13 protein-coding genes and 1 pseudogene are annotated in these 16,431 nt (G+C 38.7%); 7 read left to right on the forward strand and 7 right to left on the reverse strand.

The genetic code is table 11. From position 1 onward, the window contains the following. The 7 genes from KK060_RS22830 to KK060_RS22860 all read right to left on the reverse strand — a co-directional run. Positions 1-322: 3,4-dihydroxy-2-butanone-4-phosphate synthase (locus KK060_RS22830; RefSeq protein ID WP_254157238.1), on the reverse strand; the 322-nt coding region annotated here is incomplete at its 3' end. Positions 323-404: 82 nt separating this feature from the next. Then, positions 405-2,324 carry a DNA primase gene (gene dnaG, locus KK060_RS22835; RefSeq protein ID WP_254157240.1) on the reverse strand — a complete coding sequence of 640 codons (1,920 nt, stop codon included), beginning with the start codon at positions 2,322-2,324 and terminating at the stop codon, positions 405-407. Positions 2,325-2,579: 255 nt separating this feature from the next. Then, positions 2,580-2,960, reverse strand: a complete 381-nt coding sequence (locus KK060_RS22840) for a response regulator (protein WP_254157242.1) — start codon at positions 2,958-2,960, stop codon at positions 2,580-2,582. 79 nt (positions 2,961-3,039) lie between these two features. Then, entirely contained in the window at positions 3,040-3,903 is an 864-nt protein-coding gene (locus KK060_RS22845) for a DUF8428 domain-containing protein (RefSeq protein ID WP_254157244.1), read from the reverse strand. A gap of 312 nt (positions 3,904-4,215) precedes the next feature. Next, the gene (locus KK060_RS22850; RefSeq protein WP_254157246.1) at positions 4,216-5,094 is read right to left on the reverse strand and encodes a hypothetical protein; all 879 of its coding nucleotides are present in this window, start codon (positions 5,092-5,094) and stop codon (positions 4,216-4,218) included. A 73-nt stretch (positions 5,095-5,167) separates the two neighbouring features. Continuing rightward, entirely contained in the window at positions 5,168-6,541 is a 1,374-nt protein-coding gene (locus KK060_RS22855) for a HAMP domain-containing sensor histidine kinase (RefSeq protein WP_254157248.1), read from the reverse strand. Next, positions 6,538-7,224, reverse strand: coding sequence for a response regulator (locus KK060_RS22860; RefSeq protein ID WP_254157250.1), 687 nt, complete (start codon positions 7,222-7,224; stop codon positions 6,538-6,540). The genes KK060_RS22855 and KK060_RS22860 overlap by 4 nt, the downstream gene beginning before the upstream one ends. A 277-nt stretch (positions 7,225-7,501) precedes the next feature. On the opposite strand from KK060_RS22860, the gene KK060_RS22865 reads away from it, so the two are divergent. The 7 genes and pseudogenes from KK060_RS22865 to KK060_RS22895 all read left to right on the forward strand — a co-directional run. Further along, positions 7,502-8,221 (forward strand): DUF4114 domain-containing protein, encoded by a 720-nt coding sequence (locus KK060_RS22865; protein ID WP_254157252.1) that lies wholly within the window; start codon positions 7,502-7,504, stop codon positions 8,219-8,221. 450 nt (positions 8,222-8,671) lie between these two features. Then, on the forward strand, positions 8,672-9,766 hold the full coding sequence (locus KK060_RS22870) for an Mrp/NBP35 family ATP-binding protein (protein WP_254157253.1): 1,095 nt from the start codon (positions 8,672-8,674) through the stop codon (positions 9,764-9,766). After that, positions 9,766-10,032 (forward strand): NifU family protein, encoded by a 267-nt coding sequence (locus tag KK060_RS22875; protein ID WP_254157255.1) that lies wholly within the window; start codon positions 9,766-9,768, stop codon positions 10,030-10,032. The genes KK060_RS22870 and KK060_RS22875 overlap by 1 nt, the downstream gene beginning before the upstream one ends. Positions 10,033-10,178: 146 nt before the next feature. Continuing rightward, entirely contained in the window at positions 10,179-13,112 is a 2,934-nt protein-coding gene (locus tag KK060_RS22880; protein ID WP_254157257.1) for a choice-of-anchor J domain-containing protein, read from the forward strand. Positions 13,113-13,209: 97 nt separating this feature from the next. Next, positions 13,210-14,295, forward strand: a complete 1,086-nt coding sequence (locus KK060_RS22885; protein WP_254157259.1) for a D-alanine--D-alanine ligase family protein — start codon at positions 13,210-13,212, stop codon at positions 14,293-14,295. A 29-nt stretch (positions 14,296-14,324) separates the two neighbouring features. Next, complete coding sequence (locus KK060_RS22890; protein WP_254157261.1) at positions 14,325-15,149, forward strand: PASTA domain-containing protein; 825 nt, start codon at positions 14,325-14,327, stop codon at positions 15,147-15,149. A gap of 34 nt (positions 15,150-15,183) precedes the next feature. After that, a pseudogene (locus tag KK060_RS22895) lies at positions 15,184-16,431 on the forward strand (hypothetical protein); the annotation flags it as partial.

Raw genomic sequence — 16,431 nt, forward strand, 5'->3', positions numbered from 1 at the left:
CCCCCCCCCCCCCCCCCCCCCCCCCCCCCCCCCTCTTTTTTTTTTTAATGATACGGCGACCACCGAGATCTACACAGCCAACTTCGTCGGCAGCGTCAGATGTGTATAATATACAGTCACACCGGTCTTCAATTAAAGGGGCACAAATGAGCCCACGCCCGTGCGTTGCCATAAAATTGACGATTTCAGGGGTTATACATTCAGCCGCACAAATAAAGTCTCCTTCATTTTCCCTGTCTTCGTCGTCGACAACTATTATGACTTTACCATTTTTTATGTCCTCAAGGGCTTCTTCGATGGTATTGAATGTGATTTCGCTCATTGGAGTTTCTAATCTGCTTAATGCGGGTAGAGAATATTTTATATAATGTTATCAATGCATTTAAAGTTCCTGCCGTTACCATTCATTTTGACACTACTATTCCTAGTATTCCGGCAATCTCCTTCTCTGCACCTTTCAGTTGCTCGTGTATTGTAAAGTATTTTTCAAGGTCGTCCTCGTTTGAAGCCTGCTTCATCTCCTGAAGGTTTTCCTCTATCAGCTTCTGAATAAGGCGGAACTTTAAACGGAGTACATTGGTATAGGCTGCGGTTTGAACAACGTCCTTTTCCTGAGGAACATGGATATGATATCGCTCGCCCCAGTGCTTACTGGCCTCGTATCTAAAAGTTGTTAGCGCAGCCACAACCCGTTTAGCGTCTTCCGAACAATGCTCCATAAAATATAAAGTATCGATAACCTCATTTTCTTCTGTTGCTTTTCGGAATGTTTGATAAATCTCGTTGTAAACAGGGTTTGTAAATTCAACTTCTTCAAGCTCAGTTAGCATGAAGTCAAGCAACCGCTGATCTTCATAATTACTATCGGCATAGTTAAGTAACAAACGGATGGCCTCCTTCTCTTGCAGTTGTATAAGCCCTAGTATATCATGCTTTGCAGGCTCTGCATCTTCAAAAACAGGCAAAGGTGGTTCTTTCGTTTCCCCCTCTTTATGCTTGTCCTTTGTTTTCTTCTCTCTATCCTGAATGAGAAGCTTATTAAGCTCCGTAAATAAAACTGACTCAGAGATCTTAAGTAAATGGCTTGTTTCCTGGATATAAACAGAGCGCTTAATAGGATCAGGTATAACTCCTATACTCGTTACTATTTCACGAATAGCTTCTGCTTTTTTTATCGGGTCATGCCCAGCATCTTTTGAGTACAGACCAATCTTAAAGGATATAAAATCCTGCGTGTTAGATTTGAGATACTGCTTTAGCTCAGTGCTACCTTTCTTTCTTGAAAAACTATCAGGATCCTCACCATCTGGAAGGAGGACAATTCTAACGTTTAATCCACCTTTAAGCACAAGATCTATACCCCGTAGCGCCGCCTTAATCCCCGCAGCATCACCGTCGTACAAAACCGTTACATTTTCTGTAAAACGGCGCATAAGCTTGATCTGCTCTTCTGTAAGGGCAGTTCCTGATGAGGCTACAACATTTTCAATATCAGCCTGGTGGAGAGAAAGCACATCGGTATACCCTTCTACCAGATAACAGAATTCCTCCTTACGGATAGCATTCTTTCCCTGGTATAAACCATAGAGCACGTTACTCTTATGGTATATTTCAGTTTCAGGCGAATTAATGTATTTAGGTTGATCCTTTTCTTTGGTAAGAATACGGGCACCAAATGCAATTACTTTTCCAGCAAGATTATGAACAGGAAATATTACTCTTCCGCGAAAGCGGTCATATTTTTTGCCCTCTTCTTTTTTTACGATCAATAAACCACTCTTCTCAAGAATTTCTTCACTGTACCCTTTACTTCTGGCTGCCTTATACAGGTGATCCCATTCATTTAATGTGTAACCAAGCTCAAATTTTTCAATGGTCCGATCGTTAAATCCTCTCTCACGAAAATAACTTAAACCAATACTTCTGCCTTCTTCGCTACTAAGGAGTAAATCTTTATAATACTCCTTGGCATAATTCATTACAATGTAGAGGCTATCTCTTTCGCTCTGGGTTGTAAGCTCTTCTCTGCCTGCATCTTCCTTGATATCAACACCATACTTTTTTGCCAAGTAACGAATGGCTTCAGTATAGCTCATGGATTCATGCTCCATCACAAAGGTGATGGCGTCGCCTCCTTTCCCACTGCTGAAATCTTTAAAGATACCTTTGGCGGGAACTACATAAAATGAAGCTGTTTTTTCGTTGGTAAAGGGGCTTAAAGCCTTGTAATTCTGCCCGGAACGCTTCAACGATACAAAATCACCGATAACATCAACGATGTCCATTCGGCTCTTTACGTCATCTATCGTTTCGCGGGATATCATGGCTACAGAACAACAAAGATACGAATTAAGGCATTTTCAGGAAGTCGAATTAGTTTTTGCTACGTTACTTGCCGCCAAAACGGGTTAACTATTTTTCTATAGTCATTATCTTATAGTTTGTCCCTGTCCTAGTTATAATTACGCTATAGATTAAATTTTCTATATTAACAAATGGCCGGTACTATGACATTTTAAGATTCCTCATACTTTTTTAGCATGGGCGATTGTTTTGATAGCAGTAAGTAGATTTTATAATTACAAATACTTCTTTAGAATATCCTTTAAAACACCCATTCTTGCTTTTGAATATATAGCGGTAGCACCCAACTTCGTCACCTTGTGAATGTGGTCCTCAGAGTACGCAAAAGTATAGACGATGACAGGGATATGTCTAAATTTTTCAATTCCTTTAAGAACCTTTATAAACTCAAGTCCATTCATCCTGGGCATTGTAAGCGCTGTAAAAATATAGTCTGGCTTAAAGTCTTCTTTAAATAAAGTAAATAGAGCTTCTTCTCCATCAGATACCGCATAACAACCAACATCTGATGCTACATCGCTTATTGTGTTAAGAAAAAACTCCTGATCCTCAGGATCGCTTTCAATAAGAAGACAACTTTTAGTTTTTGATGCCATGCAATTAAGATTGATCAAAGTTGAATAACAAAGCCAACCTATATTGCAAGATTGGCTCTACTGAAAAATGTAAGAGACTTTATTTTAGTCTGACTTTCAGACTTCCTACATACAGGTTCTCATTCAAAATCTCGACCGTATACATACCTGCTTTCAGTTTTTCCTTTGGTATAAATGTTAGCTCTACCTTCTGAAGTTTATTACCAACCACTTCTGAATCTGTTGACGCTGTGTAGCTTAACGCTGAAGGCGTAATTGTTGATACAATGGTGCCATCATTAGGCGTTATAGCTATACCTTTGGTATCTATAATTCTAAAGCTTAAACTTTTAAGGTTAGCAGTAACTTCAAAATTTGCGATTAACTTTTTAGTTTTTCTGGCTCGCGCAGTCAACTTCTCACTCTTACCTTTTACTGCCTGAATTTGTGACTGATCCACTGCTACAAACATTGCCTTATATAAATCATCGGCAAGCATCTTGTTTCTTTCTTGAAGAGACACTATTTCATTGTTTAACGCTGCATTCTTTGCTTCTAACAATGCGTAAGATGATCGTGCATCTTCAAGCTCATTTTGTAACTTGCCTTGCATAGCTATCAACTCCTGCATTTGTTTTCTTATTTGAACCAAAGAAAGATTCTCCTTCTTTATTCTGTTATACTCGGCCTCCTGATTCATAAGCCTCGCTGTGGCTTGCTTTACTAAGTTGTCTAGCTCAACATTACTGCCCTCTAACTTGGCCAATTGATCTTTAAACTTCTGAATGTCTTTTTCAAGAAGTAACTTTTCAGACAATAACTCTTCCGATCTTAATTTTTCTTTTTCCAACCCTGCTTGCAGAGAACCATTTACCCTCTTGGTGTTCATAAGCCAAAAAAGGCTTGCAATGAGTAAAGCAGTTGACACCAACGCAATTGCTTTTGAGCTACGCAACTTTTCCATAAATATCTTATACTCAAATTAACGATGGTGGAATAAGGAGAGCATTAACGGCAAATTAATTCACAATTAAAACGCAAGGTTTTTTGTTAAATAAAAAAGCCCATCAACTATTATTGTTAATGGGCTTCGATAGGTGTGAATCTATCCTGTAAACCTGCAACGTAACCTATCGCTCCTAGTCTGTAATTATGCTTACAAGGTAGGCTATAAATATAAATTTGTACTTAAATCAAGATTAAAATAGAATTAAATTAAAAGGCGCGATGTATCATTGATTATGCAACAGACCGCATATTGTACACAACCGATTAATTATTGTAATCTTAAATTCAGATTACCAATAATTCCAAGATCATTCAATAATACGATCCTGTATGTGCCCGCAGCAAGTTTTTGAGAAGGAAAATATTTAATATGGAGTATCTGAAGCTCTTCAAGTGATTTTAACTCAGCTTCATTACTAACAATAAATGATTTGCTTGAAGGATTATCATTTAATATTTCAATGTGAGAATTCTTATTATTAACAGGCAATTCGGCTCCACTCGGATCAATAATTTTAAAAGATATATTTTTCGCAAGAGTAGAAACCGCAAGTCTCACCTCGACAATTTTTGCTCTGGCTGCCCTGATAGTTTGCCTTTGGTTCTTCTTTGAAGACACAATTTCCACATCTTCCATGCGAAGTGAACTTAATCGCTTTATCGTGTTAAGATACTGCTCATTCTCATGATTCTTTTGGATCAGCATAGACTCTAACAAGCCTGAGTACGAGCTCATATTAGAAATTGTAAGAGCTCCATTCAAGGAATCATTCGTAATCTTTTCTTCCAAAGATTTTATAATGCTCTTTTGTTTTTGCATTATTTGATTCTTATCACTTAGCTTCTCTCTCTTCAATTCATCCTCTTTAGCAGATAATAATTTAAGTATTTGAGCTAAGCTATTTTTAGTTATTTTATTTTCGGCACTTACATCACTTACATTTTCTGTAAGCTGTACATTTTTCTTTTGCTCAGCCAGTTTTTCGGAAAGTAATAATTCAGACTTAAGCTTTTCTCTCATTAACTCACTCTTTAGTCTGTCATTAAAACCCATCACAATAGTAACGTAGACAAACATGGTTACGAAAAGAAGCACCGCTACTATTGCCGCTACATTTAATTTCGTTTCAGTTTTTGAATTCGACATCACAAAAAATTACCCTAAGGAAAGAGGATAAACTAAGGCTGATATTAAGGACGGATTAAAATAGCATTAAAAATCAGTCATCAATGGTTGGGAGGTTTACTGTTATTGTAGTTCCCACGCCTTGTACAGAATCTAGTTGAATGATCCCATTATGAATCTTCACAATTCCCTTTACCATAGAAAGGCCAATACCATGTCCTTTGATATCCTTAGTATTACTTCCCCGATAAAAAGGCTCGAAAATATTTACCATATCTTCAGCCGGAACTCCAATACCATTATCTCTAAAATCGATTGTTATTCCATATTGCGATGATTTAATGAAAACGTTAGTTGTTTCATCTTTAGAATACTTACAACCATTTTCCATTAAGTTAGAAAGCGCTGTCTTTATCAGTTGCTCATCACCTTTTATGATTAGTTTTCGTTCATCGTCAAGGTCCTCGGCGAGATCAATATTTATCGAAAAAGAAGGGTGATGCCTCAACAAATCTTCTTTGGCTTGCCAAACAATCTCATCAATTCTTATTGAAGACATTTTCTTTTCCTTATCTTCAGTTGATGTTTGGGCCAATAGTAATAAGCGATTGGATAAGTTGTTAAGATTTTTAATATCGTCTAACAAAGAGTTGAGAACCTTTTTGTAATCCTCCGGAGTTCTGGTGTTTAGCAGCGTAACTTCAAGCTGCCCTGTAATAGCAGTAAGCGGAGTTCTTAACTCATGAGATGCATTTGCTATAAAATTCTTTTGCGTAATAAAAGAGGTTTCGAGCCGTGAAAGCATGCTGTTAAAGGTTTGCGCCAGCCGTGCTATTTCATCATTACCATTCCCTTCATCCACACGAAGATTTAAACTGGAAATAGATATTTCATCAACCTTGTTCACGACATTGGCAATTGGCTTTAATGCCCGCCCTGCATAAATCCATCCGGAAATTGATACGATAACAATACTTATTGAGAAAACCACAAATAGGATAAAGATTAAATTTTTAAGCCGTTTGTGGCCATATATATCGGTGGCTGCTGCAATAACTACAAATCGATCGTACTGCCCTTTAAATAAGAAGCCGAGAATTTCATACTTATCCTGCGCAAACCGTATCTCATCCTCAAGTCTTATCCTATTAAGTAATTGCTTGTCTATTTTAATTATGCCTTCCTCGTCCGTTGTAAATAGAATAGTGTCCCTATAATTATAGATTATAATCTTCTCGTTCGGCAGGCTAACAGGATTATCACGCTCAATTTTATACAAAAGATCAACGTCCACCTCGTCTACTTCTATCAGAAGCTTCGCGGTATTATTTGATTTATTAAACAACCGGCTGTAAAAATCCTCTTCTCGATACTGGGCTGAAAGGATATAAATAAGTACTGATGATAGCAGAAAAATGATCGCTGCTATAAGAATAAATCTTACAGTTAGCTTGGTACGGATATTCATGCCTCCTGAATGACGTATCCAAGACCGATTCTTGTATGTATAAGCTTATCCGGAAAATCCTTGTCGATTTTCTTTCGTAATATGTTTACGTAAACCTCTACTACATTGGTGCCCGTATCGAAGTTTACATCCCAAACATGTTCAGCTATATCAGGCCTTGACATAACCCTGCCTTTATTTCGCATCAAATATTCAAGTAAAGAAAATTCTTTAGCTGTTAAGGCAATTACTTTATCACCCCTCAGCGCTACTTTTCTATCAAGATCTAACTGAAGGTCTCCTACCTCTAATAAATTTGTAGTTTTTACTTCGTTAACTTTTAATTGTGATCTTTTTGTAAGAACCTTAATCCGGGCCACAAGTTCCTTAAATTCAAATGGCTTAACCAGATAATCATCAGCTCCTGAATCAAAGCCTGCAAGCTTATCATCGGTAGTACCTAAAGCCGTCAACAACAGAACTGGCATATCTGGTTTTACTGTCTTAATCTTTTTACACAACTCAATTCCATTGGTAACTGGAATGATTACATCAAGAAGGGCAATAGTGTAGTTTTTACTTAAGGCAAGTTTTTCGCCCGTGTATCCATCGTACGCTAAATCCACTGAATACCCCTGCTCTTCCAGCCCGTTTTTTAAAAAAGCCGCTACTTTCTGCTCATCTTCAACTACAAGAACATTCATTTTTTAAAATTTAAAACGACTTTAAATACGTTAATTATTGATAAAAATAAAAAGCCCTCTCCCAACGGAAGAGGGTAGTAAAGTAAAGTTTAGGACAACTATCAAAGCCAAATAATAGAAGCCTTATGAAAACCTTTATAAAGATAATCCTATGACCTAAGTAGAAATTAAAGAACGGATTAAATCCATATTAAAATCTTCCAGAATACCTCTTATCCGGCCAACCGGGCACGTAATTTAATCAGCCATTAGCGAAGTTGATTTAATCGGTTATTGTATGAAAAGTAAAATACTTTTAACACTGTTTGTCTTTACTTTCTTAACATCATGTAAGCATGAGGTTAAAGATGTTGTAAGAACAATTGATCCTGTCCCAGACGACCTAGTTCCTATAGAGCTGTGTACTACCCTTTATGCAAATATTTATAGTTTGTTTCCTCAGGGAAAAAACCATAAACTGAAGTATCCCCTCCTGTTTGATAATACCTATGAACAAAGAATAATTTTAACGAAAGACACTGAGGTCTACGTCACATTTGTAGGTGACGGGGCAAGCAGAAATAATTCATTAGGGTGGTATTCCTACAATACAAACGGCCAGGTGAAAGTCAATAGCAATATCAGGGATCAGATTGTATTTCCGTTTATATCATACAATGTGTTGAAAGAAGGAGATACAAGACAGGTTAGCATTGGTAAATTTAAAGCTGGTACCGTTATTGGTTTTTTTCTGATTACAGGTGGCTGGAATAACGAGGACATGTTCATTGATTTTACACAAAACAAACTATATACTGATTCTGTCCTGAATACTGATCACACAAAACAACATGTTTTGTTTAAGGAAAAAACCTGCAATGATCTAATTATCGGCTTTGAAGACACTCGTTTGTCTATATCTGATTATGATTTTAATGATATACTGTTTAAAGTATCGGATAATAACCAACAAAGACCCGCTACCTCATTTAATACTGATAACATTCCGTCTTTGTAGTTATCTATAAATTATTGATCTGCCAAAAATGGGAAGATCAATTTATTTGTTTTCGGAAACGCCATGTTCGTTAAGCAGAACAGCACTACATGATCATTGTGGCGCTTCGCTCAAGCGAAGTGTGACATTTCTATCATTTTAATTTTAACTTTAATTTTCAATTCTTTCCTAAATAATAGAAACCGAATATTATTTGGCTTCGTCTTTTGAAGCTGTTAACTCTCTGTCCCTATACTTAGCAAGGATTGTTTCTACAGGCGTAAGCACCGTAGCTCTCGCTTTTCCGGAATAATCATTGAGCGCTTAAATACGAAAAGGCCAAATTATATTTTTCTTGCTGTACTAGTAAAAAGTAAATAAAATACTTGTCATCGCTCGCTCATCCTTCTTTTCACACTAAATTGCAGGCAAAACCCGAATTTTTCCCACTTGATTTTTTGTTAAGAGCACATGAGTTTTACTGAATCCGATATCCTGAAGGCACTTTCTACGGTTAATGACCCTGACATTAAAAGAGACCTTGTGAGCCTGGGGATGATCAAAGACATTAAGATAGGTGCTTCAATGGTTGGTTTTACAGTTGTATTAACTACCCCCGCCTGTCCTTTAAAAGAGAAGATCCGCCAGGATTGTGAGGATGCGGTACGTGCAGTTGTAGGAACTTCCTTTGCCCTCCAGATAAACATGACATCTTCGGTTACTAGCTTGAGGGATAACGCTCAATTATTACCAGGAGTCAAAAACATTATTGCTGTAGCCTCAGGAAAGGGAGGTGTAGGTAAATCTACAGTTACCAGTAACCTGGCTGTGGCCCTGGCGAAATGCGGTGCAAAGGTGGGACTTATAGATGCGGATATTTATGGACCTTCAATTCCTACCATGTTCAATTGCGAGCATGAACAACCTTTTGTTAAGAATGTTAATGGTAAAAATATCATCATCCCGATTGAACAGTATGGTGTAAAATTGATATCTATTGGATTTCTAGCGCCTCCTGATAGTGCTGTGGTATGGCGCGGCCCAATGGCAAGTTCTGCTTTAAAACAGTTCTTTAGTGATGCAGAATGGGGAGAACTCGATTATCTATTAATTGATCTTCCTCCGGGTACAAGCGATATTCACCTTACTCTGGTACAAACTGTACCCGTCACAGGTGCCGTTGTTGTTACTACACCACAAAAGGTAGCTTTGGCCGATGCCAAAAAAGGGGTAGCGATGTTTCTTCAACCCCAGATCAATGTACCTATCCTAGGGATTGTCGAAAACATGGCTTATTTTACCCCTGAGGAACTTCCGAACAATAAATACTACATTTTCGGAAAAGATGGGGGTAAAAACCTATCGGAAAAGTATAATGTACCGATGCTCGGTCAGATTCCGCTAGTACAAGGCATTCGTGAGAGCGGTGATAGCGGGTTGCCTGCAGTAATGAAGGAAGGTCCATCAGCAGACGCATTTATGTTACTTGCGGAAAATGTAGCAAGACAAGTTGCGATCAGAAATGCTAATTTTGCAAAGACAAAACCAGTTGAATTAAAAGTTTAATGAACAATATACATACAGCAGAAGAACTTTCAAGAAAAATAGAGGCTTCTTTAGATTCAATACGTCCGTATCTTAAGGCTGACGGTGGCAATGTAAAGGTTCTAGACATTACTGAAGAGCGTATTGTAAAGCTAGAATTTGTTGGGGCATGTAGCCAATGTAGCATGTCTACTATGACTTTCAAAGCAGGTGTTGAAGCAGCAATAAAGCGTGATGTACCTGAAGTTAAAGGTATTGAAGTCATAAATCTCACACCCGTCGGTTAATTTACGGCGGCGATAGAGGCATGCGTTATTTTGAGTAATGGTTTATTATCTTTACCTGATAACTGCAATCTAATTCTAACGTGCCTATCGCTTATTCAACACTATTCAGGTCATTACTACTATGCCTGATTCTTTCATCCCCGTTCATGTCCAGGGGACAAGATCGATGTGGAACAGTTGAATATGGAAAATCCATAAAAATACAAAGTATCGAAAATGAGCAAAAATTCGAGAAATGGCTAGAAGATAAAATTAAATCGCGCTCCGCTAAAAGAACGAAATCCGGCCCTTACAAGATACCCGTCGTCGTTCATGTTATCCATCGCGGCGAAGCTGTCGGTGCAGGTACTAACATTTCTGATGCTCAAATTCTCTCGCAGCTTAAGGTTCTTAATGATGATTATAGAAGACAAAACGAAGATGCATCATCTACTGATCCTGCTTTTGTTTCTGTAGCAGGAAGCATGGACATTCAGTTCGTGCTTGCTAAAAGAACACCCGAAGGTTTCGCTACAAATGGAATTGTCAGGGTAAAAGGTCCAAAAAGTTCATACACTTCTTCTGATAACTATACGTTGAAATCTTTAAGTTACTGGCCTTCGGAAAACTATCTCAACATCTGGGTTTGTAACATCACAGATTATTTGGGTTACGCGCAATTCCCACAATCTGACCTTCCGGGGCTCGACAACTCCTCCTCTAATGCATTAACAGATGGGCTTGTAATTTCTTACGAAGCCTGCGGCTCTATTGATGATGGTAATTTTAACCTTGATCCGGACTATAACAAAGGTCGTACTGCCACACATGAAATAGGCCACTTCTTCGGGTTAAGGCATATTTGGGGTGATGAAAACGCATGTACCGGAACTGATTATATTGACGATACTCCAAACCAGGCGTCACAGACAACGTACTGCCCCCAATCAAGTATATCGGACGCCTGCAGCCCGAAAGTTATGTTCCAGAACTTTATGGACTATACGGATGATGCGTGTATGAACCTATTCACCGCTCAACAGGTACAGCGGATGATAGCAGTATTGGAAAATAGTCCAAGAAGGGCAACTCTTTTAACTTCACCTGGCTTACTGCCTCCCGACCCCGTTGCTAATGATATTGGTATCCGTAAGTTTGTTTCCCCGCTAGAAACAGAGTGCAGTAACAACATTGTCACTTCAGTGCAAATTAGAAATTATGGTAGTAACAACGTATCCACAGCAAGAATTCGGCTGCGTATTAATGGCGCAATTATAGAGACTAAAGATTTCTCCTTATCACTTCAGCCCCTTGATTCAGCGGTCATTACTTTTTCAAATCATGCATTAAGTAATGGTTTCAATACGGTAGCAGTAGAAATTGTACTAACCAATGGTGTGGCAGATGGTGATCCCGCAAGTAATAATAACATCGTATCTCTTTCGGTACTAGTTCCTGAAAATGTACCTCTACCCTATCGCGAAGACTTTTCGACCTTCCCAGAAAACTGGTACATTCAAAACTTTGATGAACAACTCACATGGCAACTGGCAAACGGGCCTAACTTCCAAACCGACAATAAAGCCTTGCTACTCCCTTTCTATGATTACTCGGATAATCTAGGCGAGCTTGATGTCATTTACTCACCAGTCTTTAATTTGAGTACAACAACAGCAGCTACTCTTTTTTTTGATATAGCCTACATGCCCTACAGCGCAAGTAAAGATGGGCTGCGCGTAGTTGCCATTACAGATTGTTCAACGCTATCCGAAGGTGTTACGATTTACGAAAAATCCGGCAGTGAGCTTGCTACCACTTCAAGATCAAAACCATACTTCATTCCTAATAAAGCCGCTGACTGGCGAAGGGAGATGATCGATTTAACCTCATTTGCTGGAAATAATCATGTTCAGCTTGCGTTTATTGGAATTAACGATTATGGGAATAATCTCTATATTGATAATATTTCTGTGGTTACTCCACCGGTTCTTGACGTATCCCTTAATTCAATTATCCAACCATCAACTGTAACAGGCCTAAATACCGTTGACCTGGTTATTAACTCAAAAAACACAGGTGGTCAGGTAATCCAATCTATTCAAATAGAATATGTTGTGAATAACGCGGGTGTGGCACAACGTATCTTTGATGTAAATATTTTACCTGGCCAGGAGGCCAATTTAACAATTCCGGCAGTAAAATTTGCCGAGGGAGAGAATACCTTAGAGATTACTGCTACCTCCGTAAATGGCATTCCTGACCAATTTGGTTCTAATAACGCATTACAAACAAAAGTTGTGGTTAACCACGCTCAAGACAAAATACCATTGAGGCAAAATTTCGATGCGCTGTTTGATAATAGCTGGACGATAACAAATGTTGATAACGGAATACTATGGAAGCCACTGGGCACTAACTATGACCAATCACTCTACTTCCGTTCTTTCGGAAATACAGATATTGGTGACCAATCATGGCTTGTTAGCCCATCTTTGGATTTTACATCTGTTACTCAAGCCTCCGCAACGTTTGATCTGGCTTACGTCACGGCCAACAGCCGACAGGAAGACTTAAGGATACTCGTTTCTATTGACAACGGCAGAACGTATGAGGAGGTAGATTTTGTTTTTCCTGAACCATCAAATTCTACAGGTAGCTGGGCTCCTCAAAACGAAGAAGATTGGTTTAATGATATCTATGTTAACCTTTCTCAGTTCGCTGGAGAAGCCAACGTAAGAATTGCATTTGTAATAACAAATGCAAATAGTAATAACCTTTATATCGATAACATAGAATTTTTTATCTCTGAAAGGCCAGGTCAGGTATCTATTGAAACTCCTTATAACATCTTTGGATATAGCGCTGAAAACCCAAAGAGTTCAGACTTAAAGATCGGATTTAATCTTGGCGAGCGCCAATGGGTTACATGTGAAATTATTGATGTGATGGGAAAGCAAATTGCATCTGTCTCCTGGCAAGATGTCCTCAACCAGGTCTATGAGCTTCCTCCTTACAATAGCATAGCTCCTGGGGTTTATATTGTCAGGTTACGCATCGGCAATAAGCTGTATAGTGAAAGAATCTTTATTACAGATTTTTAACAATTTGATTAAAAATCTGTAATTCTTACCAGATTCTGGCATCAGGCATTCAGCATCAACTATTTATTTATCTTTGCTTCCGAAATCATAATTAGGAATGTCCAAAACTAAAAAAGTAGCAATTCTTTACGGGGGCCGTTCAGTTGAACATGGAGTTTCTGTAAACTCAGCCCGCAATATTTTTGAATATATTAATAAAGATCTGTTTGAGCCTTTACCGATAGGTATCAGTAAAACAGGTCAGTGGTTCCTTACATCTGGTGTTACTAAAGATATAGAACAAGGAAAAGCACTCGGCCTCATTCTTGACGCTCAGAGACCAGGCTTCACCTTACTTTCGAGTGGCGACAGAATAAAAGTTGACATCATATTCCCCGTATTACATGGAACCGATGGCGAAGATGGGAGCATTCAAGGATTGATTAAAGCTATGGATATTCCAATGGTAGGAACCGGAGTACTTGGTTCATCCATGTCAATGAATAAAATCGTTGCTAAAAGACTTCTTAAGGAAGCAGGAATACCTGTTACAAACTTTGTTACTTTCCATTATACTGAGAAAGATAAGATTTCATTTAAATCTATTTCTGAAAAGATTGGCGTTCCCTTTATGGTTAAGTCTGCCAGTCTTGGATCCTCGGTTGGTGTATCAAAAGTTAAAGATGAAGAGACTTTTAAAACAGCAGTAGACGAAGCCTTCCGCTATGATGATTATATGATTGCCGAAGAATTCGTAGTAGGTCGTGAAATAGAATGTGCTATTCTTGGCAACCATCCCCCTCAGGCGTCCTACCCTGGCGAAGTAGTGATAAACAGTAAATATGAGTTCTATACCTTCGATGCGAAGTATGTCGATCCAGATGCTGTAAAAATCGAGTTGCCTGCAAAACTTGAACCGGCAGAAGCTGAAAGAATTCGTGAGTTGTCAGTAAAAGCGTATGAAGCCCTTTCCTGCGAGGATTTCTCAAGGGTAGATCTTTTCCTAACGCAGGATGGAAAGATCTATATTAACGAGATCAACACAATTCCTGGTTTCACCAACTCAAGCATGTATCCTATGATGTGGAAAGAAAGAGGAATAGGTTTTACAGATCTAATTAGCCGTTTGCTTGAACTCGCCCAGGAGCGTTACGATAGAAGCAAACGTATAGAGCGCGACTTTAACTCAGCGCTTAAATTCTAGAACCCCACTTAATTGTATTATTCCTAAAGATGAAATTCGAATTCAGTAAGAAGTACAACAACCAGACGTTTGGCGGACTATTAATTAACATAGCAATTGCTACCTTTATTATAATTGGTGCCTGTGTAGTGTACTTCTATGTCTATCTACCGAAAGTAACAAATCACGGAGAATCGATAACCGTTCCGAATGTAGAAGGCATGCCTTTCTCAAAAGTTGTATCGTTTCTCGAAGACCATGACCTTCGTTATGATGTTAATGATTCATCTTATTCTGCTGAATATCCTCCTTTAACAATACTTAAACAAGTACCTGCAGCTGGTGCGAAAGTAAAGGAGAACAGGAAGATTTATCTTACCATTAATCGCGTTAATCCACCTACCGTACAGGTTCCAAACCTTATAGATGGATCGCTGATTAATGCTGACGCTGTACTTAAAGGAAGCGAATTAAAGCGTGGCAAAATAGAACTTGTTCGCGGTCCTTTCCTGAATGTAGTAAAAGAAATGAAAATTCAGGGAAGCACGGTTACAGCAGGAACAAGAGTTCCGAAAGGTACCATCATCGACCTTGTTGTAATGGATGGTGGAAGCAATACCTTGCCAATGCCTGACGTAATGGGATTAAGCTTGGAAGATGCTAAAATTCCTTTACTAGGATCCAATTTGATAATAGGAAAAATAACTACTATTGGTGACACCACCGGCAAAAGACCTGTAATTATTAAACAAAATCCTGCTGCTCAGGAAAATATTAAAGTAGGTGATATCGTTGATCTTTGGATTGGCGAACAGGGTTCATCGATAAGCGATGATTCTGATGTCCCTGATGATTTAAGCGATCTGGACAACTAAATGAGGCATTTATTTGAGCAAAGCATTTACCACCTTGAATTGCAAAAGCTTCTTTTTCCTGATCCTCCTAGTAATTGGATCTGAAGCTTCTTTTGCTCAACTAAAAATCTATCCTGCTCCCCGTTACAGGCCTGAAAAAGGAACTCTGCAAACCACTACTCTTAACGGTCGGACAAAAACTATTGATGATACTCTGAAACTTCCCTTCTGGGATGATTTCAGTACTCCCTATGGAATGTATCCTGACACTACCAAATGGGTTAATAGTTATTCGGTATGGGTTAACAACGGCATGGCTATTAATCAGCCAACTATTAACGTTGCAAGCTTTGATGGAATGGACGCGAATGGTGTCCCTTATAATCCAAATGACGTGTTTGTTGTAGGATTCACAGATACGCTTACCTCCCAGCCTATTGACCTTAGTGAAACAGGTCTCCCTGTAGCAGATCGCGAATCGGTTTATTTGAGCTTCGCTTATCAATGGCAGGGAGCAGGTGAAGCTCCGGATGATGAGGATTACCTTCAGGTGGAATTTAAAGATACTTCAGACGCCTGGGTACCTATAATTACAATTTCACCTCACCCCGACTTTGATCGAACATTGTTTTATGACACTATTGTTAAAGTCACTGGAAAATACTTCCATGATCATTTCCAATTCCGCTTTAAGAGTTACGGGAGAAATTCCGGTCCTTATGATACCTGGAATGTGGATTACGTCTATCTATCCGCCAATAGGAGCATCAGTGATTTAACATTTCCCGATGTGGCCGCAGCTTCTCCCATCACGTCTCTCTTTAAGCAATATTATGGAATCCCGTATCGTCACTTCCTTGTAAACAGAAGCGTATATCCTCTTAATTTTGATGTTACAAATCAATCTGGTAGTATCACTGCTCTAGGCTTTAATGCTATAGCATCGTTTAACAACTATACGAATTTAAATAATGTTCAGGTAAAGGATAGTTATACAGTTCCCTTGGTAAATAACTTTCCAATTCAATCTTCTGGTATCATTGCGCCCAAAGAAAGAGTACGTTCCGAACTTTCTGTTCTTCCTGATCCCAGTAATACACAGCAATTTAACCCGGCTGCAGATTCAGTAGACATCAACATAAAAATTGAACTTCTAACACCTGACATCTCAGATTTTCGTGTGAATGACACAATTTCTGCTAACTACCACTTGCGCGACTATTACGCCTACGATGATGGCCTTGCTGAATTTACAGTAGGTTTGGTAGAAGCAGGTAATCAGGCAGCTTATCAATTCGATATG

The organism is Chryseosolibacter indicum, assembly GCF_018598585.1.
GTDB lineage: Bacteria > Bacteroidota > Bacteroidia > Cytophagales > Cyclobacteriaceae > Chryseosolibacter > Chryseosolibacter indicus.